Annotated in this window: 22 protein-coding genes, 1 tRNA gene and 3 pseudogenes; 6 read left to right on the top strand and 20 right to left on the bottom strand. The window is 30.9% G+C overall.

Annotation, left to right across the window (positions count from 1 at the left end; all coding sequences use genetic code 11):
• Positions 1-153 precede the first annotated feature (153 nt).
• Positions 154-627, top strand: a pseudogene (locus tag MKO96_RS12600) (AAA family ATPase); the annotation flags it as partial.
• A gap of 443 nt (positions 628-1,070) precedes the next feature.
• Here MKO96_RS12600 and MKO96_RS12595 read toward each other — a convergent pair.
• From MKO96_RS12595 to MKO96_RS12545, 11 genes are all read right to left on the bottom strand, one after another.
• Positions 1,071-1,144 (bottom strand) — tRNA-Ile (locus MKO96_RS12595).
• 230 nt (positions 1,145-1,374) lie between these two features.
• Positions 1,375-2,370 carry a type II toxin-antitoxin system antitoxin SocA domain-containing protein gene (locus tag MKO96_RS12590; protein ID WP_240587615.1) on the bottom strand — a complete coding sequence of 332 codons (996 nt, stop codon included), beginning with the start codon at positions 2,368-2,370 and terminating at the stop codon, positions 1,375-1,377.
• 40 nt (positions 2,371-2,410) lie between these two features.
• Positions 2,411-2,842, bottom strand: a complete 432-nt coding sequence (locus tag MKO96_RS12585) for a hypothetical protein (protein WP_240587614.1) — start codon at positions 2,840-2,842, stop codon at positions 2,411-2,413.
• A gap of 190 nt (positions 2,843-3,032) precedes the next feature.
• Positions 3,033-4,175 (bottom strand): MutH/Sau3AI family endonuclease, encoded by a 1,143-nt coding sequence (locus MKO96_RS12580; RefSeq protein WP_240587613.1) that lies wholly within the window; start codon positions 4,173-4,175, stop codon positions 3,033-3,035.
• A gap of 3 nt (positions 4,176-4,178) precedes the next feature.
• Positions 4,179-4,382, bottom strand: coding sequence for a hypothetical protein (locus tag MKO96_RS12575; RefSeq protein ID WP_240587612.1), 204 nt, complete (start codon positions 4,380-4,382; stop codon positions 4,179-4,181).
• Between the two features lie 543 nt (positions 4,383-4,925).
• Positions 4,926-5,255, bottom strand: coding sequence for a nucleotide pyrophosphohydrolase (locus MKO96_RS12570; protein WP_240587611.1), 330 nt, complete (start codon positions 5,253-5,255; stop codon positions 4,926-4,928).
• Between the two features lie 67 nt (positions 5,256-5,322).
• Positions 5,323-5,685, bottom strand: coding sequence for a hypothetical protein (locus tag MKO96_RS12565; RefSeq protein ID WP_240587610.1), 363 nt, complete (start codon positions 5,683-5,685; stop codon positions 5,323-5,325).
• Between the two features lie 247 nt (positions 5,686-5,932).
• Positions 5,933-6,538 (bottom strand): hypothetical protein, encoded by a 606-nt coding sequence (locus MKO96_RS12560; RefSeq protein ID WP_240587609.1) that lies wholly within the window; start codon positions 6,536-6,538, stop codon positions 5,933-5,935.
• On the bottom strand, positions 6,535-7,029 hold the full coding sequence (locus MKO96_RS12555) for a hypothetical protein (protein ID WP_240587608.1): 495 nt from the start codon (positions 7,027-7,029) through the stop codon (positions 6,535-6,537). Before MKO96_RS12555 ends, MKO96_RS12560 begins: the two co-directional genes overlap by 4 nt.
• A 401-nt stretch (positions 7,030-7,430) precedes the next feature.
• Positions 7,431-7,724: an ArsR/SmtB family transcription factor gene (locus tag MKO96_RS12550; protein ID WP_240587607.1), complete on the bottom strand. Its 294-nt coding sequence runs from the start codon at positions 7,722-7,724 to the stop codon at positions 7,431-7,433.
• 1,137 nt (positions 7,725-8,861) lie between these two features.
• The gene (locus tag MKO96_RS12545) at positions 8,862-9,959 is read right to left on the bottom strand and encodes an S-layer homology domain-containing protein (RefSeq protein ID WP_240587606.1); all 1,098 of its coding nucleotides are present in this window, start codon (positions 9,957-9,959) and stop codon (positions 8,862-8,864) included.
• Between the two features lie 724 nt (positions 9,960-10,683).
• Here MKO96_RS12545 and MKO96_RS12540 point away from each other — a divergent pair.
• Positions 10,684-11,097: a hypothetical protein gene (locus tag MKO96_RS12540; RefSeq protein ID WP_098586417.1), complete on the top strand. Its 414-nt coding sequence runs from the start codon at positions 10,684-10,686 to the stop codon at positions 11,095-11,097.
• A 74-nt stretch (positions 11,098-11,171) separates the two neighbouring features.
• On the opposite strand, the gene MKO96_RS12535 is transcribed toward MKO96_RS12540, so the two are convergent.
• The 7 genes and pseudogenes from MKO96_RS12535 to MKO96_RS12505 all read right to left on the bottom strand — a co-directional run.
• Positions 11,172-11,387 carry an alpha/beta-type small acid-soluble spore protein gene (locus MKO96_RS12535; protein ID WP_001167047.1) on the bottom strand — a complete coding sequence of 72 codons (216 nt, stop codon included), beginning with the start codon at positions 11,385-11,387 and terminating at the stop codon, positions 11,172-11,174.
• Positions 11,388-11,546: 159 nt separating this feature from the next.
• A complete protein-coding gene (locus tag MKO96_RS12530) occupies positions 11,547-13,304 on the bottom strand; it encodes a methyl-accepting chemotaxis protein (RefSeq protein ID WP_240587605.1) in 1,758 nt (585 codons plus the stop codon).
• A gap of 1,399 nt (positions 13,305-14,703) precedes the next feature.
• Positions 14,704-15,114, bottom strand: a complete 411-nt coding sequence (locus tag MKO96_RS12525) for a hypothetical protein (protein WP_240587604.1) — start codon at positions 15,112-15,114, stop codon at positions 14,704-14,706.
• Between the two features lie 414 nt (positions 15,115-15,528).
• Positions 15,529-15,942 carry a type VII toxin-antitoxin system HepT family RNase toxin gene (gene hepT / locus MKO96_RS12520; protein ID WP_046956013.1) on the bottom strand — a complete coding sequence of 138 codons (414 nt, stop codon included), beginning with the start codon at positions 15,940-15,942 and terminating at the stop codon, positions 15,529-15,531.
• Positions 15,932-16,339: a type VII toxin-antitoxin system MntA family adenylyltransferase antitoxin gene (gene mntA / locus MKO96_RS12515; protein WP_046956012.1), complete on the bottom strand. Its 408-nt coding sequence runs from the start codon at positions 16,337-16,339 to the stop codon at positions 15,932-15,934. The genes hepT and mntA overlap by 11 nt, the downstream gene beginning before the upstream one ends.
• 725 nt (positions 16,340-17,064) lie before the next feature.
• A pseudogene (locus MKO96_RS29485) lies at positions 17,065-17,232 on the bottom strand (ATP-binding protein); the annotation flags it as partial.
• 118 nt (positions 17,233-17,350) lie between these two features.
• Positions 17,351-17,847, bottom strand: a pseudogene (locus MKO96_RS12505) (DUF2935 domain-containing protein); the annotation flags it as partial.
• 361 nt (positions 17,848-18,208) lie between these two features.
• Between MKO96_RS12505 and MKO96_RS12500 the strand changes: the two are divergent.
• The 3 genes from MKO96_RS12500 (at position 18,209) to MKO96_RS12490 (ending at position 20,615) form a co-directional block, all read left to right on the top strand.
• Positions 18,209-18,472 carry a hypothetical protein gene (locus MKO96_RS12500; RefSeq protein WP_088046101.1) on the top strand — a complete coding sequence of 88 codons (264 nt, stop codon included), beginning with the start codon at positions 18,209-18,211 and terminating at the stop codon, positions 18,470-18,472.
• 521 nt (positions 18,473-18,993) lie between these two features.
• Entirely contained in the window at positions 18,994-19,257 is a 264-nt protein-coding gene (locus tag MKO96_RS12495) for a hypothetical protein (RefSeq protein ID WP_076775767.1), read from the top strand.
• Between the two features lie 545 nt (positions 19,258-19,802).
• Entirely contained in the window at positions 19,803-20,615 is an 813-nt protein-coding gene (locus tag MKO96_RS12490) for a hypothetical protein (protein WP_240587603.1), read from the top strand.
• A 320-nt stretch (positions 20,616-20,935) separates the two neighbouring features.
• On the opposite strand, the gene MKO96_RS12485 is transcribed toward MKO96_RS12490, so the two are convergent.
• A complete protein-coding gene (locus MKO96_RS12485; protein WP_240587602.1) occupies positions 20,936-22,585 on the bottom strand; it encodes a S8 family peptidase in 1,650 nt (549 codons plus the stop codon).
• Between the two features lie 353 nt (positions 22,586-22,938).
• Between MKO96_RS12485 and MKO96_RS12480 the strand changes: the two genes are divergently transcribed.
• The gene (locus MKO96_RS12480; protein WP_240587601.1) at positions 22,939-23,406 is read left to right on the top strand and encodes an RsfA family transcriptional regulator; all 468 of its coding nucleotides are present in this window, start codon (positions 22,939-22,941) and stop codon (positions 23,404-23,406) included.
• 161 nt (positions 23,407-23,567) lie between these two features.
• On the opposite strand, the gene MKO96_RS12475 is transcribed toward MKO96_RS12480, so the two are convergent.
• Positions 23,568-25,265, bottom strand: a complete 1,698-nt coding sequence (locus tag MKO96_RS12475; RefSeq protein WP_240587600.1) for a helix-turn-helix domain-containing protein — start codon at positions 25,263-25,265, stop codon at positions 23,568-23,570.
• Positions 25,266-25,759 lie beyond the last annotated feature (494 nt).

Here is a 25,759-nt window from a genome sequence, read left to right as displayed (position 1 = left end):
ATAGCAGAGAAAGCTACAGAAGATATTCTAAAATCAAATACTATTTTTTATACAGCTCCTGCTGAAAGACCTAGTAGAATCGGATCTCAAATTGATATTCTATGTCATAAACATGTACTAACAAAACAAATGTATTTAGTTAAAAATCAAATTAAATCAGAAGATGAAGTATATAGTGAGTTTAAAGAGTACGATAGTATAGATTTAATTATTGTTGACGAAATTGATCGATTGAAGTTACAACAACTAGAACAACTGAGGAGTATTTATGATGAGAATGATTTAGCGATGATATTTATTGGAATGCCAGGTATTGAAAAGCGTTTATCTCGTTATCCTCAGTTATATTCGAGGATTGGTTTTGCTCATGAATTTGATAATTTAAGTAAAGATGAAACTCATCATATTTTAGAATATAAATGGAGTGATTTAGGAATCGATTTAAAGCTAGAAGATTTCTCTGATTATGAAGCTATTACTACTATCATAAGGATTACCAAAGGTAATTTCAGATTAATTCATCGGTTATTTGCCCAAATAGATAGAATCCTAAAGATTGATAATTTAGATGTTATAACGGTAGATGTCGTTGAAGCTGCACGAGATAGTCTAGTTATAGGTATATAAATAAAGAATGGCATTTTCTTTAAGTTGAGAAAATGCCATTTATTAATTAAAAACATTGCCAAATAAAACTACAATTGACAGAAATCTACCATTATCACTACAAATTCACATCCATTTCGAACATAACTTTTAGTTTTTCCTTTTATTAGTATCCATCAGGTTTCCATACTTAGAAATCTCTCACATAACAATCCTACAGCATATAAGAAGTAAAATTCGTTTAATTCTCAAACATGGATTGTGGAACAACTTTTTTTCCCACTACTTTAAATTAAATTCCCCTTTTTTATCCATATATTAGTTCTATAATTGGTTTAGTTACCATTAATTTTTCCTTCATTTTCTTTCTGTCTCTAAATCAATTATTTTCATGTCACGATCCCCTTTATTTATTATAAACAAAGAGAAAGCACTCATCTGAGTGCTTTCTCCTTGTTTATAAGTGGACCTTGTAGGACTTGAACCTACGACCGAACGGTTATGAGCCGTTTGCTCTAACCAGCTGAGCTAAAGGTCCAAAGCATAAAACTTACTTCATAAGACGTATTTATATATATCATTTTACCATATAACGTATTAATTCACTTTACATTTTATTATGCATATTTACATCATGTTAAAAGTGTCTATATTCTGTACTCCTTATCCTTTGTAATTATTACTATCTTTTAATACCTTTACAGGGGTTTGGTTAACAGTAAAAAAATCGATATTTCAATCATATTAAAAATAATTTAATATAAATAATTATTTGTTTATATTATCAAATACCCTTATACTATATTGTTTAATATGAGAAATAGTAACTAAGTTATATGCCTGTTTCATTGTATTAAAACAATTATCTATCTCCTCTTTTTCCATGATAGATTTACCAGAACTATTATCTTCTAATTCTAGATCAGTTACTGCCCATGGTAAGTTAAATAAAATCATTTTTTCTAAACTCTTCCCACTATAACAGCCTAAAGTATTATCTACATAATCTAATAGTTCCTTTTCTATTTGAGTTAACTGATTTGTACTATCATAATTGCCTTCAAGATTGTCGTACTGATATCCTTTGTATTTCTCAAAAATAACTCGATATACCGGGCCGTGACTTCCTACTTCACAATCATCTTCAAATAAATATGTTCCAGTAAACACCCTACAAAATCCTTGCGCAAAGTATAAAAGCTTTTGAAGAGCTAAAGGAGTAATATCATCATTTTTATATAGCAAATAGTTAGCAACTTCCTCGATTTTCGTAGTCTGCTTAGAAGTAAAATTCTCATTTTCCTGTAGCTTTGCAATTGCTTCTTTAGAGACCCTATATGCTTTTTGAGTAATTAAATCTTTATTTCTTTCCAGAATCTCTAGCATAAAAGATTGATCCCTACTTAATCTTTTCAATATATCCGAGTACTGCTTTGTCGGAATATCCCCATTTACATACCTTGTTAAGGTAACTTCGCCCCAACCTAAAAGTAAAGACAATGGACGTTTTCCAATCTTATATTTTTCTAAAACCTCTTTTATTTCAGAGATAGTAACTAACTGCTCCTGTTGCCTATATGCATGATCTAATTGTTCTAAATTATAATCATGAATGTCAGGAACAAATATTTCAGATTTACACTCTTCACATTTTGCTTCTTTACCCACGTAATGATATTGCTTCCCTCTAATGACTGTCATTTTTGGAACATCTTTAGTAGAATACTTCACCATATCTCGACAACATTCACATAAAACCAACATATAAATCCTCCCTCATTATAGAACCATAAGTCACTTATCTTTATCTAAAAAGATAAGTGACTGGTTTATTCCTTTTATGAAAAGAAACAACAATCATGTATTTGTTCCTGTCCTTATTTTCAATTAGATTCGTCTTAACATATATGTCTACCGACTTATTTTGTCCCCAATTATCTAGCTCATATTGTGGACAAAAGATATACAATTTTTCATAAGCAAAATTTAGATTTTTATTATCAACTGCATAACAAAAATCATGTACTCCTATATTAAGAAGAATCTCTTTCACTTTACTAACATTAATCTTATAAGCCTCTAAAAATTCAATATTCTCTTTCCTTTTTTCATTTCGAGAAATCGTAAATCGATTATTTTTAATTAATTTTTTAAACTCAAATATGTACTGCTCAACCTCACCAATTGTAAAATTAGTGTGCTTTTTTGTCTCCTTATTTTGTAAGCTAATGCGCATTAAAGTTCTTTCCCCTTTCAAATCATACCTCATGTTTACTAAAACAACAACAAAAACGTATCAATTGATACGTTTTTGTTGATTTACAGTAGACTTCCATTCTCTCCGCTTATAATTAGAACGTTTATGTCGTCTACGAAACTTCTATATGATTGTTTTGCTGTATTTTATTCGTAAATCGATTACGTATCTACTTTAAAATCACAGCTTCATTAAACTTCTGATGAATAAAATCATTATTTAACATAAAGCATGTTTCTCTTGTATCATCAAAAAATCTCTCATAGCCCCCTGTACCACTTCCTTTTGTTGAAACAACCAATTTAAGCTCCTTTCCTAAATCATGTGAAGCTTTTGGAAGTTTACGAATGTCCCCTGTTTCAATTGTCTCCTTTATCATGTTATAAGTTTTCTCAAACTCATCCACTTCTTCAGGAGTAAATGTAACCTTAAAAATTTTATCCAGAATCCTTTGGCCATTACCTAGCTTCTTACCATCTTTCTCACCTAGATAACCTACATATATGAAAGTTACTTCTTCAAAGAATGTTTTCCAGGAAGACTCTTCCCAAGAAGTTTCAAAATCTGCAAGTTGCAAGGTTCTGAACGTTGCTTTTTCTATAGGACTGTTATCTTCTCGAATTGGTATATTTTTAATTAGAAAATTAGATTTACTGAATACCTCATGCTTCTCTGGTAACTCCTTATCTGTACCTACTATCCTATTAGATACCATTTTACTAATACTGTTAGGTATTTTTTTAGCTGGATCACGCTTCTCAAAAAGATTTAATATATCTAATTGATTCATCCCCTTATACGGTTTTAGTTGATTCCAAATGTATCCTTCAGGTGTGACAAATACATTAGATTTTTCACCTCTGTCCATTCTTTCTACATGGCTTCTCAAAACACCACGAAAGAAAGAATTTTTTAAGGAAAATGCTCTTGTATGTGCAGAGATTTCCGAATTAGGCTGTTCGGCTTTTTGTCCTTTCTGTCCTTTTGTGGCTGCCCCTAAAATAACGGTATCACCCTCGGACAATTTATGAGCAAGTCCTTCTAGCACTTTTTGCTTTATTGTATAAAAATCATTTCTAATTATTGCTTCATCTTGCGACATATCATAGAGTTGAAAATCTCGAATAATAAAATCTCCATACGGAACACCTTTCATATATTCGTACCAAATAATTAGCAATTTTTTGTTCTTAGAAACAACTTTGCTAAACTCATATTCTTCATGAATAATATTCTTATAATTAATCATACTTAAAGAAATTCTTTCCTTTGCCGACCATGATCCATTTCGAAGTTTATTAAAACCAGACACCTTCTACTCAATTCCTAATTCTCCAAAGTCTGCCTCAGGACAATTATTTAATTCATAATCGTAAAATCCTGTCTCAACAACCTTACCTAGTATTCCTTTATCATTACTATTTCCTTGTAAGATTCCTTTTGTATCAATTTCTTTAAAACTCTTTCCAATAATTCCTTCCGTAAATGCTAATAATTGTTCCTCTGTTTTAAATTTCATACTCATCCCCACCTATCTTTCATTAATATTTAATTAATAAAACTGTACAATGAACTATTCATACATAAAAAAACTATATACCCCTCCTAATTCCCTCATATACAAATAAATTACTCGTAATTGTTCTCCCCTTATATAAATTTCCTTTTTTAATCTGTTATTGTATAGAGAAATACATTTTCATACTTGTTTCACCCAAAACAAAAAGGGCTTCCTCAAGTCGATTAATTGTGCACAGCAAAATAAGCTATTTACACTAATCGGCTCAAAGAAGCCCTTTCAAAATCAAAGTAAGAACAAGACTTACTTCTACAACTCAACCACAACACATCAGGTGTGGGAATAAACGGAATCAAGTAAACTAATAATATACCTATATATTACAAAAAAAGTATATTTATATCAAGATATTTTCAAAAACTATATTACTACTATTTTTCTATTCATTTACTTAAACGTTTCAAAATGATGACTTTTAACCTTTATTTAGACTTTCATTATTTAGATTAGCTATTAGTAATATGTAAAAATATCATTCCTCTTCTAGAGTTCATTATACTTTTTATTTTTTCCAAATGCTTTTTCTACAGGATATTTTTCAGCATTTTTTGTCAACTTAGAGTGTACTGCCTCTTCTAAATCTATATTTAACTGGTCACTTAGCAGAAGCAAGTAAATCATTACATCAGCTATTTCTTCTTTCATTTCCTCCATTTTAGTCTCCGTCGCTTCTTGACTGGATTTCCATTGAAAAGTCTCAAGCAATTCTGCAGCTTCTAAATTCAATGAAATGGCTAAATCCTTTGCATTATGAAATTGCCCCCAATTTCTCTCGTCTCGAAATCTTATCACTGCCTTTTGTAAATCTTCCATCACTATTAGTCTCCTCTCTAATTCTTACTATCTTTTCAAACTAGAACACACTATAGGTAGATTCCTACTAATTAACCTTAACCCAGATATAATCATCCTCATATTTGACATTTAATTTTGAGCGGAGCCCTTTCATATATCTTTTTAATTGTTTTGTAAAATTCTCATCACCGACTTGATCATATCTTTCTACATCTAAATACAACTTGAATATATTTCCTTTCGTTAACTCAAATTCCCATTTTAGAAAGTTATGTAGCATACTTTCCTTACTCAAGTATTCATTAACTTCCATATATTCCAGCAGCTCATATAAATTATAATACAATAAGCTACTCGGCCTAGGCATTTCACATTTCGGGCAATATTCTCTATATCTATCTTGCAGTTGCGTAATTATTTCTGTTCCACATTGATTACAATTATACATGTAGCAATCTCCTTTAATGGATAACTCAATTGGTCTCTCCTATATTTTTTACTCTCCTAAAATTATATATTATACTATCAGGTTTTTACATATTATTCCTATCTCACTTAAATTAAGCACTAAAAAACCTTCCATTAAGGAAGGTTTTTTAGTCTATATATCTATTTGACAGTAACCTAATAATTAATATTGTTTTAAGAAAGTTTCTCATAGCTTATTAATCAAAATCAAAGCTATCATCCTATTATTAATCTATAGATTCAAATTCAGAGAATAAGCAATTAAATAAAGTGACCTTATTACAAGAAATATATTCTGTTTCTGTACCTTCTAATGTAGTATTTAATAACTCTTTAGAGATATAACTAAAACCATTTTTATCCATAAACATTTTAGTTTCTTTTAGAAGTTCAATGTATTGTCCACTATCACTTATATTATTGAATTTCCATTCGTCTGTTTCTTTGATATAGCTAGTTTCTTCTAACATACAGTAATAATAATCTCCAAGTAAACTAATAAAAATCCTTAAATCCACTCTTTTTCCGCCTAATAATTTAATTAACTCAATATCATCATCTAAGATTTTCTGATTACTGTGAGCTAAAACCTTATATTCTAAACACTGACTATTAGGTAAATCCGTCCAATTAACAACTGCATTATTAGAGTATATTTTTTGAAACTCGGTATACCAAATTTTATCTATATTATCTTGTTGACTATTTTGCTTTAAAGAAAGTAACTTCTCATTTGGCTTTAAAATTTTTGCTGATGATTTATCCGTAGGTCTTTCATTAGAAAAAAATGAATCTACTGTATTTAAAATATCACTTTTAGTAATTATACTCATTTTCTATTATCACCCTTGTTAAATCTCTTATCTGTTAATAATTTTTTTGCCTTTTTCGCATCTTTATTTCCTTTTTCAGCTAAATCTTCAATCTCCTTCACCGTTTTATTTTTCATTGAGCCTGGAAATTCTTTATTAATAGCACCTTTTTTATATTTACCAATGACATCTTGTGCTTTCATTCCAGAAATACCAACAGCAGATCCAATTGTAACTAATTTACCTGCTTTCCATACCTTATGAACTACTTGTGCGCCTCTAGCACCCCAAATAATTACAGGAATGGCTAATGGGAATGCAAATCGTTCTACTTGATTAAATTCTGCCACTTCAATTTTACTATCTTCTACTGTTTCTACACTAATAACCGGTACATTATCTAATTCATGAGTCGCTGCTTTCGTACTCATAGAAAATGATGTAGTTAATAGAGAGAATGCTGAAATACCTAATAGTGATTTTGCTAATATCCTTTTCGTAACAACCTCCAAATATTCCTTTATTTACCTTACATGTAGATTTTACGATTTATTAGGAAGTGACTTTAAGTCTGTTTATTACTAAAATAATTTGTTATAATTCTTATAAGAAAACTCTGTTAATACAGTAGGTTTATTATTTATAAAGAAAATAGTAAACCTACTCCACATCTTCCTATGAATTAGCTAAATTCCATCAATATAGGTAACCAAAAAAATATTTAATAACATAAACATAATTATAAGCTCTATTGAAAACAAATTAGTAGATCTTATTTCATTACATTCCTTTGAAAGGTACAGAAATTCTATGAACAATATTTTCTTATTTACACAGTAATCCTCACAAAATAAAATTATTATATATAAAGTTCCCTGCTTAATAACAGGAAACTTTTTTGCTTTTTATTAACCTACAAGCCCAAAATTCCAACAATCTGACGAGCTTTAGCATTATCTATATAATAATGCATCTCTAATCCCCTTCTTTCTGCACGAAGTACGGTTCCCCTTAATTTTGAAAGATGCTGTGAAACAGTAGATTGTGGGAGTCTTAATATTTCCGTTAACTGCGTAACATTACACATTTTATGGTGCATTAATTCATTTACAATTTGTAATCGCACCGGATGTGCCATTACTTTTAAAACATCTACGTCTTCTTCGCGGATTTCAGCTAAATCTCTATCAGATACTACTGTTTTCATTTCGCATTCTCCTTTATTATTAATTTCTAATTTTCTTATTATCCTTATAAATAGTACTTATAGATAATTACCATTTGTCCTGTTGAGAAAATATATTCTCTTCTTAAAACTAAAGGGCTCCTATCCTGAAAACAGTTTTTTTACATAACTTAGAACTATGATTAACACGCTTTGCTAAGCAAAAGTACTTCTCCTATCCTTTGTTTAAAGCAAATAAAAAATTCTGCTTTTACCTTCCATTCTTGCAAAATCTATAAGCTGCATCACTCCATCTCACACTCTACAAAATAGTCATTTTATTTCTCAATATAAATAATTGGAACTAGAATCCCAATAATGGTAATATAAAGTTACCTTCAGTTGTCAATTGTGTCCCTTTTTAAAAGGCCCTGTCTCTAATGACAAGGCCTTTTAAATTTTTTAGTTAATCTCAATAATATGTATTCCTCTTACAATGTATTAAATCTCTTTTACACTCATCCATTTAGAGTTGCTAAATTAACAAATGTCTATTAAAAATTTATTAGAACCTCATACTACCATCATTATCCAGAACCAAAATAATTCGAACGATTAAAATACGTTTTATCACTTTTACTTCTCCCAATTATCTTATCACCTAATTTTAAATGTAAAATCTCAAAATAATTATTAGAAACCCCTCTTATAAGAGGGATTATTTTTCTATCAAATTTGGCTTACAAATGCTAATTTAACCCCATTTAAATCTCTTTTATAGTAAAAATTGATCTTATACACAATCTAATTAATAAACCGTGGTATAACGGGTATAGAAATAAAGTTTATTTTTAAATAAAAAGAAGAGTTAATTTTTGATTAACTCTTCTTTTTTGCAATTTCTCGCTCATTATTAGCAATTAATTTACGAAATTGCTCTTCTCTATTTTCTTTTATAAACTTCATCATTTCTATTAGCCCTACTCAAATTAGCTCCTAGATGTTACATTATTCATACAATACTGATTCACAACAGTGTTATATGAATCAACTCTACGTTTTTTCATAATTTATTAAAAATCTACTCTGCATAGTGAATATTTGTTTCAATCCAATTACTTGCCTCTTCAATCAAAATAATAACTTCTTTTATCAGTTTAAACCCTTGGAAAATCTTAATTATTCACCAATATAAATGTACCAGCTCTTATAATTAGCCGTTTGTCCCATTTTTATTTTATGTCGGCCTTTATCAAATGCATATTCCACATTTACATTTTTGACCAATCTATCAATCTCTTTATCTAGATTTAAATCTGGGTATATCATAGTAATCCATCTTTTCGTCAATTCAATAGATGGTTTATGATTTTCGAAGCTAATAGCAAAATTATTACCGCCCTTTTCATCTATACTCAATGGTCCATACCACTCTTTATTTTCTTTTGCCATTTTAGATGAAGCTAAATATAGTACTGCACTTGTCTCCCAATACTTTATATCTAGATTATACTTCTCATTTATCTCTTTAATGAGATTCTGCGCCTCTTTAGATATAGATTTACTATACACGGGAACAATATCCACTAACGATTTATCAAAAGTAAAATCATCTGTCACCATGGATCTCGGTATCCCCAACGGCATTACTTCAGGTTGCCCCGGCTTCTCTAATTTACGCATTGCATTATATAGAAACTGTGCATACTGCTCACGAGTTACTACTTTTTTAGGCTCAAATAAATTGTTACCTGTGCCCACAGCAATTTTGTTCTCTTGTAGAGCACTAATCGCCTCAGTAGCCCAATAATTTTTTTCCACATCATTAAAAGTAGTAATAGATTGTTGCTTTAAATTAAATGTTTTTTGTAAAATTGCCGCTAATTGTTCACGAGTTAAAACATCATTTGGTCCAAATTCATTATCCCCATATCCACTCATAAGACCAGAACTGACAACAGCATAAATTTCTTTTTCAAACATAGTACCTTTTACATCTTTAAATTGATCTTCAAACCTATCACCTACAAGTAATGGCTGTAGATACACATATAGCAGACGAGCTGCTTGTCCTCGCGTAATATTATCGCCTAATCCAAACATTCCATTTCCATAGCCAGCTATCATTTTTTTATCTTTTAGATGCATAATTGCATCATAAGACCAGTGATTTGTAGGAACATCTTTAAATGCTGTATCTGCTTGTACATTCGTTAACGATGTTAATGTCGTCGTAGCAAGTGTAGCTCCTATTAAAAGCATTTTTGTTAGTTTCATACTGTAATCCCCTTATTTCTATAATTTATTATTACAAATAATTTCATTTGCCTTATATAATTCATTTCCTAGCATATTAATATTAACATAAAATACAATAATTGTTATATATTAATATATAATTAAATAATTCTCTTATACATTAATATTCTCTGTTCTACTTTCGGAATACCTCTGAACATGTATGTAAAAGATTTGTTGATAGTAAATAAAAAATTTGATAATAATCAATCATCTGTAATCCCCCTCCATACAAAAAATAAGAAGCCTCTTTTTGAGAGACTTCTTATTTTTAATACAAACGACATACTTAGGCTAAATATACACAATAAGATTAGAATGCTAAACCTTATTGCAGCTTTATTATAACATATAACCACTTATTTTGTTTAATAATTCCAAATTATACAACTTTATCAACAATTGATTGTTTATTTACATACAATGAATGCACAATGAAAAAACAACAAAATATTCACTTATAGAACCAACGTATGTAAAAAATCAGCTACCATAACATTCATAGTTTTGAAAAGTTGCTCTCTCCTTCTTTAAGAATACTTTGAACTTCGGATAGATTACCTTATATCGACATCTTATGTATGCAGAATTACATATCAAATCTCATTGAAAACCATTCTCGTTGTAACTATAATGGTTTCAAGGAGTTGTATTTTCACTTCGTTTTCAAATCTCACAATATATTAAAGGAGGAACTAGCATTATGAAAAAAGTTATTTTAGCAGGGGCATTAGGAATTGCAGTACTATCAGGTATGAACTTACCAGGAGCAGAGGCACCTAAAGTGAGTGCAGCAACTACAAATTTAGAAATTCAAGAAGTTACAAAATATTACTCTATGAGTTCCTATGAGGTTTCTCAAAAAGAATCATTCAATCTCAATAAAGGGGAAGAACTTACGGTCTTTGTACAAAATTCCGGGTTCCCAATTTCTTATACAGTCTTTGATGCAGATGATCAAGTAATTGGCACATACAATGCTAATTCACCATACGGTCGCGTATTCAAAGCACAAAAAGACGGTAATATTTCTGTTCAATTTCAAGCAGGAGTAAATTCTTCTTACATGAAGAAGATGAATTTCACAGCCAAATTTGCAGTGTCTAAATTTAACTAGCAGTAAAAATTTTCACTGTCCTCTTTAAAGGCAAATTAAAAAGGTATATCCCTTCATGGGATATACCTTTAACTTTAGTGAATTTTATATTGACCAGATAACTGCTCTTGCGCCATACGAACTAAACGTTTTGTAATTTCTCCACCTACTGAACCATTTGCTCTTGCTGTTGAATCCGGCCCAAGAGTAACACCAAACTCCTGTGCAATTTCATATTTCATTTGTTCAATTGCACTTGCTGCAGCTGCTATTAAGATTTCGTTTGAATTATTATTTTCGCGAATTTGCATTTTTAAACACCTCCGTTGAATTTGGTAATATCATGCTCTATTTCCAACAAAATATGCAAAAAAATTATTCGTTTAGCTATTTTACATATATCACCTAAACTTTCCTCCCTTTTGTGGGAATAAATAAAGGTATATGTCATACCCATACCGTCTCCTATCCTACTTACTCTTGAATTCCCCTATTAACTCCTGTAACTCTTGGGAGAGCCAATTCAAAGAATTTGCCAACTCTGCAATATCTTGTACATATAATTCTTGCTCTTTCATACTTATCTCTACATTACTACCGCTATTCACATATGTATTTGCAATGTATGATAATTCATTTACAATCTGAACAATAGCTTGATTACCTTTTAAAATGTCACTTGAATTATTCGAAGTCTCTTTAATTTGATTTGTAACAGATTGTGCAGCTTCTGAAATCTTTTCAAAGAAAGCACCACTACTTTGAACAAGTGTTATTCCTGATTCTATTTCCTTTGAACCATTCTGTATGGATCTTACAGTCTCTTCTGTTTCAGCTTGGGTTTCACCAATTAATTTAGCTATATCCCTTGCAGATGCCTCGGTTCTTTCCGATAATATACGTACCTCATCCGCAACAACTGAAATTCCTTTCCCCATCTTTCCAGCACATGAGTCTTCAGTAGAAGCATTTAAAGCTAATAAATTTGCTTGATTTGAAATAGTTGTAATTACAGTAAGAATTTCATTAATTTCCTTAGATTGTGCTTCTAATGCATAAATACTAGAAGATACATCTTGAATTGAATCTCGGCTTCTTTTCATTTGATTCACAATTTGCTTAATCAAATCTTTTCCTTCTAAAGAATGCTGTTCCATTTCTTCCGAAGTATTCCTAACTTGTTCTGCAGCTCCTGTAATTTCTTTCAGCTTAATTTCCATTTCTTGAACAATTCCTAAACATTTTTGCACTACATATTCATGAGAATATGCTCCTAATTTTAATCCTGTAATAGCACTTGAAATTCCTTTAAAGGCTATGCTATTCTCTTTTGTACTTACCGACAATTCCTGTGAGGATGTTGAAACTTGTATAGCAGTCTGCCTTACTTTATCTATAATCCTATTAAACTTTTTAATAGTGTTATTGAAATAGATATTAGTTATCCCTATATCATCAGACCCTTCATTCAATTTAATACTTAAATCCCCATCACCAACTTTACGTAACCCTTCTTGTAAATCCTTTAAAGGCGATAGAGATTTTCGTGAGATGAATATTTGAATTGTAATTGCGATTGTTAATGAGATGATTATAAATAGTAAACCATGCACTATAAATTCTTTCTTTGTAAGAGGAATAATAGAAGCGTCTAAATCCGCCGCAACAATTGCAATTATATTATTATCTTCATCTGTAATTGGCTCTAAAATTGTTACCCATGTACCTAGTACATCTTCATACACTTCTGTCATTTGTGCCTGTTTCGTTTTCATTACTTTGTCGTATGTCTTCTTCCAATGAGTAGGATGCTCATAATAGTCACCTGTTTTTACAGAACCTAGTTTTACAGAAACTGTATTTGCTAATTCTGTATCCAAAGCTACTAATTGTAATTCAGCTTTATCATTTAGTTTGGCTCCTGTAACATATGTTTGTCCGACACTTTTCATATCTTTTATAGCTTTATCTAATTGTTCCGTCAATTTTTCTGTCTTTACTTTTTGTGCTGAGGGGTCTTTTGCTACATCTCTTACTATTTCTAGATCTAATTGATTTATTATTGTATCTCCTGTTTCAAAAGACTGCCTTTCAAATATAGACATCATACTATTTTGAAACATGTTAAAGCTTAACAAGCCCATACTTCCCACAAGCGTTAGAATTATTAATACCGTTAGTAATACATTTTTCTGAAGCAACGATAGCTTATGCCAATATTTTTTCATTGATTTCACCTTTCTTATTTTCAACAATACAAAAACAAAGTAGTAACATATTAATAGGTTCTATTTATGTTATTAACTTAAACATTAAAATAGCATACTTGTCATTCAATCAAACGTTCCAATTTTTTTGTTTGATAGAGTTTCTTTCCTTTTATACTGATAGTTTCACTATAATTAAAGCGATAATTTAACTAATCTAAGAATTTATGTATATAAATACAAAAGGATGATGCCATTGTAATCAGCATAAAAATGCAGCTAATTTTCAACACCCTTTTATATAGCAGAACTAATGAAATAATAGTTATGACACTATTGAATAATAATGCTAAAGTTTAACTTCTATTTTTTGAAGCCGATTCTGATCTATTGTACAAATATCAGTTTCCCCATTTGCAATCTCATCTTTTATATATCCTGCTGATTTTGGAAATCTAATAGTAGGAAGACGTTTACCTTCTATTACTTCATCTTTTCCATTTGTACTGATACCTTCTAGATCCATTATGTTAAGTGTTAGTTTTAGACAAAGAAAAGAATTCTTAAGCTCTCATCTTTGGCCATCTTTATCTCGCACAACAAAAACAAACTGGAAAGTTCCTTCCAGTTTCCTATTTTATAACTATTTTCCTTATTTTTCTATAACATTTTAACGTATTCCCCGAAAGAATTCTCCTTCCTCAAGCGTGTGAGGGGCGTAGCCCAACGATAGGTGGGAGATGAATTTCGGTTTGGCATAGCCAAAAACTTTTGATAAACTAGCTATATGAAGTTCTTTGATAACTTGATATAGAAGGTTGCAGGAAGAAAATAGAGTGCGAAAACCAAGCCATTCGGTTCCTGCGTAAAATATCAACCGTACCAAAAGAGCGTCCATGCGTTGGACATCTAGGGGTGGAACACCCCGAAGTAACGCTCAGGGAGACGAAAGGTTACTTTCGTCACGGAACTGAGAAGCTCCCACTTCAAGCTTTGCTAAGTGGTGAGTAGTTCACTATCTACTTGTACAAAGTTAGCCTAAACCCTTTTAGCCTAATCCAATATATTTCTTCAATTATCTTAAAGTCATCTGAAATAGCACAATCAGTAAATTCTTATTACGAAACTTATGTATTAATAAATACTAAAGGACATACTCCTAAAATATAAGCCATGGATGTAATTGTAGTACGATTTTCATCAGTAATAAACGTACACATGTTAAACAAAAAAAGACTCAATTATTTATATGTCATTCCTTCTTTTAATATAAATCGACTGCTTTTTTCTTAAATTCTACTTCATCAGTGGTGCTAATTTTACTCATAGAAAACTCCCCTCCATAGTAAATAGGTTAATGTGTTTTCTTTATCCTATCTACTATAAGGGGAGTATAGCATAGCTTCTTTTTGTAAAAGGTCTAAGATTCTAGTGCAGTAATTAATTTCTGACGTTCTTTATCTCTAAAAAGTTTAATTTCATGTTTAAACTCATAATTTCCTGCTTCAAATCTAACCCATTCCTTACTTGTCCAATATACAACATCTACATTCGTATCTAAAATCGCAGAACATATGTCTACTAATTCTTCCCCGTAAAATGGGGCTTCTTTCGCTAGTTCAAAAGCTAGTACTTTTGGATCCTTACTTTTAATTTGGAGTTCCCTTGAAGTTTGTCCTAGATACTGCCATGGAGAATCTAGGGATTGCACATAGAAATTTTGAGTTTCATTAAACTGTGATAGAGAATGCATTGTAGCAGCAAATGTAGGTTTACTCACTCCTATTGTTACGGCTAAAGCAATAGAACCAATAATAAGTTTTTTAATCATTTTTTCAGCCCCTTTAATTATTTTGGATATGCTTCCTTTTTATCCTACGTTCATGTTTGTGTAAATGAAGATGATTTGACATGATTCATCATTTTTCTCAAAAACTGTATATTAATTAATTGTTGTAAATTTACCGAAAACAAAAAAGTTTCCATAAGGAAACTTTTTGTTTTCGGTATACATTATATGTATAAAAATTAGTTTTAAAAATATTTACTTATTTGTTGATAAAATTGTATATGGCTATTGCTCCTACTATTATCTACATACATTTCATGCAAAGCTTCACTACAACATAAACAAATTCATCTTATGAACACGTTTCTTCTTACGAAATTAAGTGATTGTTTCAATAGCTGGTTTGGGCATCATAGAATTACTTTCTTTCTCAGCCCTATTATTCTGTTCTTTTGCCTAAAATTCCAATATCCCCATTACTTCTTTCGTAAATAGTTTAAAATCAGTTAAATGTTTTTCAATAATTTGACGAACAATATCTAAATTTACACTTTGATAATCATGAACAGCAATATTACGAAATCCAACCATTGCCTTTAACTTATTTGCTAGATCAGCGCTAAGTAATCCTGCTGTAACCAATAAATCAAAGGCCTCTCGACTAGATTGGGGTAGTCCTAATTTTTTCCCTGCAACAATATGCATCGCTAAATCAATACTTGCTTCACAAGCTCTTTGTATGTTCAATATTATTGAATCTTGTTTTGTAAAATCCTCTAAATTTTCAGGGTCATTTCCATACACATCTTGGATTCTTTTTATACAACGCTCTACTGTAGAAATTTTATTTAAAATAACCTCATTCTTCATATATAGAACCTCTTTTCTTTATATCATCAAATACTATCTGTCGTTCTTCATTCAATTTTGAATACATTTTTAAGGTTTTCATTTCAAAAATGACCTTACGTCTTTCATCCGAACAAAATATTGTCTTTCCTGTATGTATAATCTGAGCTTGAAAAACTGTAGAAGCTTCGGATAAATCAACTAAATCAACATCTTTATGAACAATGTTAGCTAACTCCTGTGCTAATAAAAAACGTTCATAGTTCCCTAAAGTTGTGTCACTTAAATAAGCTATATCAATATCACTATCTTCTCGTTCTCTGTTCTCAGCCGTTGATCCAAACACAATTATCCAATAGGGATTCACCGTCTCTTGTAATTTTTCTATAATAGCTGTTATCATGCTTTGAAAAATCATTTAATTAATCCCCCTTATTGTACTTGAATTTTATTATATCATAACCATTATATAACCTTTTCAGCTACGTTTTATAATACATTAAGAAAATTAAAACACCCTCTTCATTATTAACACTTGTTCTCCTTTCAAACAATTAAAATGACCTGCTACCACCTCTTGCCCGAAGCCAATTCATTGCCACCTACTCCATAAAGGATCATAGTTTCGGACCATGTTGGAATACAGAGCAAAATGATACGGCAAACAAGTTAGTGTCGTATCCACATTTGCTTTAAACTAATTATGTTATTGTTGTCGATATCAAAACAAAGACATTAAAAATCTAAACCACCTTAAATGAGACTGTCCTTCCAGTCTTACACATCATGATGAGGATATTAACACAAGTGTCAAACTAAAGAATGAAATAATAAAAAAGAAAGAACTTATCTTTAAGCACTCTTTAACATAAGCCCTTTCTTCTATCTAATTATTAGAACGCATTAATTACCACTGATTAGCATTGAATATGAATCGTACAAAATCATTCTTCTTTTCTTAATTGTATAATTCTATACAATATCACTACATTCATCATCTTCTATTAGCTTATTATTGCCAGGTAAAGAAAACTCTATAGTAGCTCATTCTCTTTTGTTACTATACGCAGAGATTTCTCCTCCATGTTTTTCAATAATTAGCTTACAAATATAAAGTCCTAGCCCAGAACTATTTATATATATTCAATCTCCATTTCCCTTATAATATTTATTAAAAACTAAATCGACTTCTTCATTAAAACCCTTCCCATTATCTGACACTCGAAATATTAAATTAATATTCTCTAAGTATATTTCAAGAATAATTTCTCCATTATCCTCTGTATGCTTTAAAGAGTTAGTTATAATATTTTGGAGTACCTCATTCTAGATTAATGAAATGATTCCTTCTAATCATCATTCTCTTCTTCAATTAGTAACTCGATGTATAAGGAGTTATCATCGCTCATTAGACTGTTAACCAGTCCCTTTCTACAAGCTTTCTTTCCGATGGAGCAAGAAGATGAACAATAAATTTAGCAGACTCTGCTGTAATCCTTAACAAGAAAACATTTTCTTTAATAATAGCATCAGAAGGATCATCTAATTGACTTTGAATCAATTCAATTAAATATTTTCTATAATAATCAGTTTCTCTTCTTGTATGATCAACTAACAGTAGAAAGTTATTTTATCCCGACAATTTACATATGAGGATTAATCCTAGAACTTTTTGTTTAAATCCCCACATATTAGTTGCAGCTTGTTGTACTTCTGAGTTAAATCTTCTTATTTGTACAATATGTTCAGATGATTGATTAATTTATTCGATTAGTCAGATGCCATCATATTAAACTCCCATTCGAAGAAAAAAGAGTGCTCCCTCTTGATTCCATCAAAAAAACAAATTTAATTTACTGATTATTCAACAAACATTACATACTTAACACCCGTAACAGGATGTAATATGGTTTCATCCCTATTCATTCTTAATCTTCCCAGTAAACAATACGCTAATTCCATTCTATGAATATATATAAAAATACCATTCACAAAGGTTCATTATGGCTATAAAAACAAGATTATTTATCATTTTAAATTAGCAGATTGGCTACAATCTCTCACTTAAACACAGGAATAACTACTATTTCAAGGGCTAATAACCTCTTAATAACTTCTCACTATAGAGATATTTGAACCCTAGTAAAATTCCGCATCATTAAAAATAAATTACCACTTTGTCTATTTCGATTAGTAATTTTCAACATATCCTATCTTGAGAAGTAGCAAAGAGGTATTTTTTTAACCCCTTTCTACTTTTTTAATTTATTTGAGGAGGAAGATATAAATGGCAGAACGTCATGAAGATGAAATCCGTGAATTGTTACACGCATTTCAATTAGTAGGAGCAAGAGTAGTATTATTTTTACCATCGTTTCATGTAGAAGGTCTTATCACTCGAATTGGAGAAAACTTTGTTACTCTTCGTCGTGGTAACGGCGAAGGTGTCGAAGTGGAAAGTAATGCTAATGGTGGAGACCTTGAGAATCCAAACCAAATTAGTGTTAAAATTAGTTCAATTTTATCAGTTAGTGATGACCAAGGCGAATAATTAATACAGCCAAAAATGCAATGGGGTTATAAATACCCATTGCATTTTTTTAAGTTTCATTTTACAGAAACTTAATTGTTATGAATTATCCTAAAATATCACTTATATAGAAAGTAATTCTTACTTCTTTATTATTCTATTTATTATCACTCCTTTACACAATCTATTCATTTTATAATGCAAATCTTTGTATAAAGTATTTAGATATGTCAGTTTTGTTTCAATCAAAAAATATTAAACAACCTCAAATGACTCCAAAACAAGATTATTTACCATTTAAAATTATATAATCTCTCCCTTAAACAGAAGATCAACTACTATTTTAAGGGCGAATGACTTCTTAATAACTTCTCACTATAGAGATATTTGAACCCTAGTAAAATTCCGTATCATTAAAAATAAATTACCACTTTGTCTATTTCGATTAGTAATTTTCAACATATCCTATCTTGAGAAGTAGCAAAGAGGTATTTTTTTAACCCCTTTCTACTTTTTTAATTTATTTGAGGAGGAAGATATAAATGGCAGAACGTCATGAAGATGAAATCCGTGAATTGTTACACGCATTTCAATTAGTAGGAGCAAGAGTAGTATTATTTTTACCATCGTTTCATGTAGAAGGTCTTATCACTCGAATTGGAGAAAACTTTGTTACTCTTCGTCGTGGTAACGGCGAAGGTGTCGAAGTGGAAAGTAATGCTACTGGTGGAGACCTTGAAAATCCAAACCAAATTAGTGTTAAAATTAGTTCAATTTTATCAGTTAGTGATGACCAAGGGGAATAATCAATAAAACCCAAAAATGCAATGGGTTGTAAATACCCATTGCATTTTTTAACGTATTCCCCGAAAGAATTCTCCTTCCTCAAGCGTGTGAGGGGCGTAGCCCAACGATAGGTGGGAGATGAATTTCGGTTTGGCATAGCCAAAAACTTTTGATAAACTAGCTATATGAAGTTCTTTGATAACTTGATATAGAAGGTTGCAGGAAGAAAATAGAGTGCGAAAACCAAGCCATTCGGTTCCTGCGTAAAATATCAACCGTACCAAAAGAGCGTCCATGCGTTGGACATCTAGGGGTGGAACACCCCGAAGTAACGCTCAGGGAGACGAAAGGTTACTTTCGTCACGGAACTGAGAAGCTCCCACTTCAAGCTTTGCTAAGTGGTGAGTAGTTCACAATTTCATTTTACAAAACCTTAATTGATATAAATTAGCCTAAAATATCACTTATATAGAAAATAATTTTGGCTTGTTTATTATTTTTTTATTATCACTCTTTTACATAATCTGTTTACTATATAGTACAACTCTTTTTAGGAGGTGTTTAGATGTGTCAGTTTTGTTCAAATCAAAAAAATATTAAACAACCTAAGTTTAAATTGTTTAATATAGATCCTATCCCTTTTTATATTCCACCACGCTCACAACAAAATACTTCAGTTTCATCAGAACCAACGGATATTCCACCACGTTCACAACAAAATACTTCAGTTTCATTAGAACCAACGAATATTCCATCACGTTCACAACAAAAATCTACAGTTTCACCAGAACCAACGAATACTCCATCACGTTCACAACAAAAATCTACAGTTTCATCAGAACCAACGAATACTCCATCACGTTCACAACAAAAATCTACGGTTTCATCAAAACCTACAAATACTCCATCATGTTCACAACAAAAATCTACGGTTTCATCAAAACCTACAAATACTCCATCATGTTCACAAAAAATTTCCACAGTTTTATTAAAATTACCATCCCCACTTGTTCCGCAAGCAGAGTCAAAAAGATTCAAGATAAAACAAAATAATTCACAATCGATTTCTAAGTATCAAATCAACACGTCTAAAAATATTAAAGATATTACAAATGAAATCCAAAAGCTTTTACGTGATTATCAATTAATTCATTTACCCATCATAATATTTTTAGAACAAATTCATATTAAAGGTTTTATAATGAGTATTGGTAAAGAATCAATTGCTGTTACTGGGCCAAATCTACAGATAAAAGATAATTCAACTAATAAGATTATACAATCTCCAAATAAAATCACTATTAAAATTAAATCAATTCAAGCAATTAGTAATACGAAAAACTTCCTTATAAAAAATAATGCAGATCAAATAAATTAAAATAAAAAAACATAAATGGCGGAAGTTTACAAAATTATAGATTCCATGAAAATATAACATTTTAAAATAAGGGCTTCTACCGTATCGATCCGCCCCGCCATTAATTTAAAAAATACCCACAAGTATGAATTCATTATGTCCATTGTAATGTTTGGTTTGTTAAGCAAGGTAAATATCTAAAGAAGTACTTTCCCTCTTATATAGTTAAAAGTACAACAGATAGGCTCTTATGCGATTACACATAAGAGCCTATCTCACCAGTATTATACTCAACTAGTTATATAAAATTCCTTTATATTAAATACAAGATATCCCTACAATTATTCTGGGAAAATAAAGCTAGAGTCCCCTTCACTATTAGCGGAATCTTCTTTTGGGAATGTAATAGTAGATCCTTCATTTCCCTTATTCCCTTTATTTATTTCTTGTTCCTCAGGAAATACAATGGAAGAATCATTACTTAAGTTTGGTGAAAAACCAAGTTTAGATAAAATAGCTTTTAAGTCAGGTAAAACACCAATTTTATCAGAAGTTGGATCATTGGATTTCGTTCCGGTGCTAGAATCACTTAAAATATCCCTAAGCTGTCTTGGTGTATATACTCTCCCCTGATTATTTTTTGCAATTCCTTGAATTGATGCTGCAGCACCAGCAATAATAGGCGATGCACTAGATGTTCCAGCAAAACTAGATGTATATAGATTTGTTATAAATTCACTTGGTTTAGCATCTGTAGTATCTACTGCATTCCCCCATCCATACACATCCACTCTACTACCGTAATTAGAGAAATATGAACGCTTATGAGGAACCCTTGCAGAAGCTGCCCCAACCATAATTGCCCCTGAATCTTTAAAATCAGGACTATTACGATTTAAAACTTGTTTACCACTACGGTCTCTAAATTGATCCAAGTCATTTCCGCCGTTTGCACCTGCTTCAATAATAATAATACCCTTATTTGTTCCCATACGAATTGCATCAAATATATCCGGTTTTACTTCTACAGGAAGATAGTTCTTATCTCCATATCCATCATAAGTAGCCTGGGCTTCTAATAAAAGGATATCTCCAGCTTGCATATTGTTAATTGCACTTAAGATAGCATCAGCTGTATTATAATTTCCGTTATCCCTAATCTGAGATACAACCTTTACCTTAGCTTTGGGTGCGATTCCAATTCCACCTATGTTATTATCCTCTGCCGAAACAATTCCTAAGACTGAAGTACCATGATCATGGTGCTCGCTTTTATTCTGTCCAGATATCAATTCAATCTTTTGATTCACTAAATCCTCATGACTAAATAACCAGCCATACTCCATATCTACGAAAGTAGTTCCTTTTCCATCTCCACCTTTTATGCTCCAGGCATAAGGTGCATTAATTCCTAATGGTGCTGGTTCAAGGTAACCTTGTCTTGTAAGTCTAGGTTCATCATATGGATTAACAGATAAATTTGGTAAACGCTCTTCTGGTGGCGCCTCTTCTTCCTGTAAATACGCCGTTTCAACAAGAGATGATTTTTCAATTTTTGTAAGTAATGCTTGTACATCTATATTATCTTGAGTTTCTACAATATAATAGTTTAGCAAATTAGAAGAAATTTGATCGGAATCTTTTATTTCTTTACCTAGATTTTTAATTTCTTTAGGATTTAAAGAACTAAAAAGTCGATTTATAGTTACATTTGGGTATTCAGCTAAAATTCCAATTAATTCAGGATCTTGTTTTTCTTCTTTAATGAATTTTTCTATTCCATCCTGATATGGTAAATTCGCTTCATTTTTAAATTTCAAAATTAATTGTTTAGTAACTTGCTTATGTACAGTAGAATTCAATTGCTTATTTGAATAATTGTAAGTAGCTGCGTAGGCAACTTCTGATTTTTCACTTGGAAGTATACCGCCTATTCCATTAAATGCTGTTAATGCAATTGAAGAAACTAGAATTCCCTTAAAAATTTTCAAAACGTGCACCTCTTTTAATTAATATATGATTATAAAACCTATAGATTATTTAACTTCTTTTTTATGCAAACTTCTTATATATCGGATTATCTTTTCAACTCCATTCATTATTTAATACTTGTTTATACACCGTTAATACAACTAATTCATACCGACAATTTTACTAATTAAGTCACACAGATGTAATCATTATAGTTACACCTTTACAAAATAGTCAACCTTAAATGCAATTTTGCATGTAAAACCACACATACTTCTATCAACTTACTCCTAATTATTTCAAGAAAAGTTGAGATTCTATCATTTTGAGTAATTGCATATATGTAATATAAAACATATAAGGGGGTTAAAACGTGGTAATCTCAAGACAAGATTCATGGACTGATGATAACGATTTACTTCTCGCATCAACAGTACTTCAGTATATTCGTAACGGGGGAACACAATTAGCTGCATTCAAAGAAGTCGCAAAACTACTAGCTAGAACACCTTCTGCTTGCGGATTCCGTTGGAATTCATACGTGCGAAAAAAATACGAAAAAGAAATACAACAAGCAAAACAAGAGCGAAAAGTGGGAAACAACATTCCCCTCTCCCCACCAGAAAAAGAAACAAACTCTTTGTCTATTACATTAGATGACATTATTCTCTTTCTACAAAATTATAAAGATGTGAATGCATTGACAAATTTACAAAATCAAATTGAAGATTTAGAAGCAGAGAATCAATCCCTTCTACAACGTTTAACTATGTATGAAGAAGAGTATCGTATGTTACTGAACCATATCGATAAGACAAGAAATTTAATTGTAGTGGATTAGACAGCATAACTATATCGAGTTTCAAGTAGGACCTTTACCCTTCAAAATCACTAATCATAAAGAAAATTCAGACTATTATAATTGGTTATAAGTAAAATACACATACATAATGTATGTGTATTTTTAATTTGACTATTATTAAGAGAAATACTTAGTCTATGTTACATCTTTTCTAATATTTCTTGTCTTTCACACCATTTTGTTAGCTTTTCTAATGCTTTTTTAGATAAACGCTTTGTTTTATGATTACAAAATCTCGATAATGTAGACGGAGAAATACTAATTTCATCTGCTATTTCACGAATGCTTACCTTTTTTTCATTGTGTACTTTCAGTATTTGGTCACGAATCTTTTTCTCTATTTGCTCGACCGATTCTACAGTCTTCTTTATCTCTTTAACAACTGTTACTTCAGGTAATTGTTCTTGAGGTTCTTCTATGCTCTTCTTTCCAATTACCCTATCCATTGATTGCAGCATTTCCTCAGGTGGTAAAATCGTTATTCCTAAGTTAGTGTAATAATTTTTAAACCAGTTACGTTTCCCAATTTGTTGTTCATCAAGTGGATCACTATACTCCCAATGAGAGATTACTTTTTCATTTTCTAAATCCATTAGAACGTTTTCTAACTGTTCTCTAATACGATTCGGCTTCCAATCTTTTGGGATATCCATTACTGCTAGCAGCCCTTTGTCCCCACCTATAGAATATGGCTTTTTCAATGATGAATACATTTGTCTAATTCTCCATTGCCATGTTAAGTATCGAATTAACCTTTTATGATATTTGTGTCTATAACTATTGTATTCAAGTGCTTTTTTAGACAATAATGCTGTTGTATTATTTGATCCATATAAATAATTGGTTAAAAAGCTACCTGGCTTAATACGACAAGACTCAATACCCATATACTCATTTGTAACACTATGTCTCCACAATACAACCGAATCTAATACGAATAATCTCTTAACAACCTCACGCTTTAATTCTAGTCGTTCTCCTTCATCATCGCGGTCATTTAATACTACAACCTCATTTTCATCATTTAAATAGATAAAAATACTCGCTAAAGCGGCAATTCTCTTTGCTATTTTAATTTTATCTTCAGCTCGATAATATTCTTTATTTTTAACGACTGTCTTTGGAATGTTGCACATTTCTAAAACTTGCTCATATGAAAAATCAATAAACTCATCTGGAGATTTTGCTTCGTTGATCCACTGTATTGTAATTGCATCTAAACAATCTGCCGTTAAATCATCCATATTACTCATTACATCATCAACAAGGGTATTCCATCGGGCAGCTTCTTCAATATTTGTAAGTCTTAAATCCTCGTCTTTATGTGAAGAAAGTTGAGCCATCCCATTAGAAGACTTCGTTTCAATAGGATATTGTAAAACTTTGGTATTGTCATCCTCTTCAAATTGATTCTTTGCAATTCCATCTCTTAATTTATAATAAACAGCAGAGTTATTTACCTCATAATAATCCTCGTGGTTTACTATGTTGGTCTCTTCTATATTTTGATCATTTTCTAATATTATGGAGCTTGAAGATGCTACATTTTGAAATTCTTTGTCTATAAATCCTTCAATTTCTTTATATATTTCTTCCTTATAGGAATCAATTTTGGCATAAATTTGTACTAATGTAGTACCGGATTCTTGCTTTTTTTCTAGCCAAGACACTAATGCAGTAAATGATGGGGAAGCATGAGGTGAGGTTAATACTTTATTATTATTGTTTTCAACATCTTTAAAGTATGCATTCCACTTATTCCATACTAGCTCATTCGTTTTATAAATTGGCTCAGAGATTAGCAAGGCATCTCGAAACATTTGTAATAAGTTATCCACTTTATATTCCTCCCTAAACCATGGATCACAACAAAGTAGTTTTAATCATAAATTCTTTACTACTATTTTATTTAATACATTGTAACAGATATTTATAAGATTTTGCGTCTTTCTTTCCATAACTCCTCATTTTGCAACATGTTTGTTCGTTCTTTTTCCTACTCTTCTTTACTTGCATTCCTTTTGCGCTTTGCTTTCCTTAACTATTCAACTTGCAACAGTTTGCTCTTTCTTTTACCTATCTCTCCTTACTTGCATTCCTTTTGCCCTTTGCTTTCCTTAACTCTTCAACTTGCAACACGTTTGTTCGTTCTTTTTCCTATCTCTCCTTACTTATATTCCTTTTGCGCTTTGCTTTCCTTAACTCCTCATCTTGCAACACGTTTGCTCTTTCTCTTACCTATTCTTCTTTACTTGCATTCCTTTTGCGCTTTGCTTTCCTTAACTCTTCAACTTGCAACAGTTTGCTCTTTCTCTTACCTATCTCTCCTTAC

The sequence above is a fragment of the Bacillus sp. ES1-5 genome (assembly GCF_022487605.1).
GTDB lineage: Bacteria > Bacillota > Bacilli > Bacillales > Bacillaceae_G > Bacillus_A > Bacillus_A wiedmannii.
Note: the sequence above shows the minus strand (reverse complement) of the source record. Positions and strands in the feature narration are given on the sequence as shown.

Coding starts and splice junctions, on each gene's coding strand:
- MKO96_RS12570 (WP_240587611.1), bottom strand. CDS start 5,255: ATGGAAGATTTACAAAAGGCAGTGATAAGATTTCGAGACGAGAGAAAT.
- MKO96_RS12590 (WP_240587615.1), bottom strand. CDS start 2,370: ATGTTGGTTTTATGTGAATGTTGTCGAGATATGGTGAAGTATTCTACT.
- MKO96_RS12530 (WP_240587605.1), bottom strand. CDS start 13,304: ATGAAAAAATATTGGCATAAGCTATCGTTGCTTCAGAAAAATGTATTA.
- MKO96_RS12560 (WP_240587609.1), bottom strand. CDS start 6,538: ATGAGTATAATTACTAAAAGTGATATTTTAAATACAGTAGATTCATTT.
- hepT (WP_046956013.1), bottom strand. CDS start 15,942: ATGAAGAATGAGGTTATTTTAAATAAAATTTCTACAGTAGAGCGTTGT.
- MKO96_RS12545 (WP_240587606.1), bottom strand. CDS start 9,959: ATGAAACTAACAAAAATGCTTTTAATAGGAGCTACACTTGCTACGACG.
- mntA (WP_046956012.1), bottom strand. CDS start 16,339: ATGATTTTTCAAAGCATGATAACAGCTATTATAGAAAAATTACAAGAG.
- MKO96_RS12550 (WP_240587607.1), bottom strand. CDS start 7,724: ATGAAAACAGTAGTATCTGATAGAGATTTAGCTGAAATCCGCGAAGAA.
- MKO96_RS12575 (WP_240587612.1), bottom strand. CDS start 4,382: ATGAAATTTAAAACAGAGGAACAATTATTAGCATTTACGGAAGGAATT.
- MKO96_RS12540 (WP_098586417.1), top strand. CDS start 10,684: ATGAAAAAAGTTATTTTAGCAGGGGCATTAGGAATTGCAGTACTATCA.
- MKO96_RS12495 (WP_076775767.1), top strand. CDS start 18,994: ATGGCAGAACGTCATGAAGATGAAATCCGTGAATTGTTACACGCATTT.
- MKO96_RS12500 (WP_088046101.1), top strand. CDS start 18,209: ATGGCAGAACGTCATGAAGATGAAATCCGTGAATTGTTACACGCATTT.
- MKO96_RS12490 (WP_240587603.1), top strand. CDS start 19,803: ATGTGTCAGTTTTGTTCAAATCAAAAAAATATTAAACAACCTAAGTTT.
- MKO96_RS12535 (WP_001167047.1), bottom strand. CDS start 11,387: ATGCAAATTCGCGAAAATAATAATTCAAACGAAATCTTAATAGCAGCT.
- MKO96_RS12565 (WP_240587610.1), bottom strand. CDS start 5,685: ATGTATAATTGTAATCAATGTGGAACAGAAATAATTACGCAACTGCAA.
- MKO96_RS12525 (WP_240587604.1), bottom strand. CDS start 15,114: ATGATTAAAAAACTTATTATTGGTTCTATTGCTTTAGCCGTAACAATA.
- MKO96_RS12585 (WP_240587614.1), bottom strand. CDS start 2,842: ATGCGCATTAGCTTACAAAATAAGGAGACAAAAAAGCACACTAATTTT.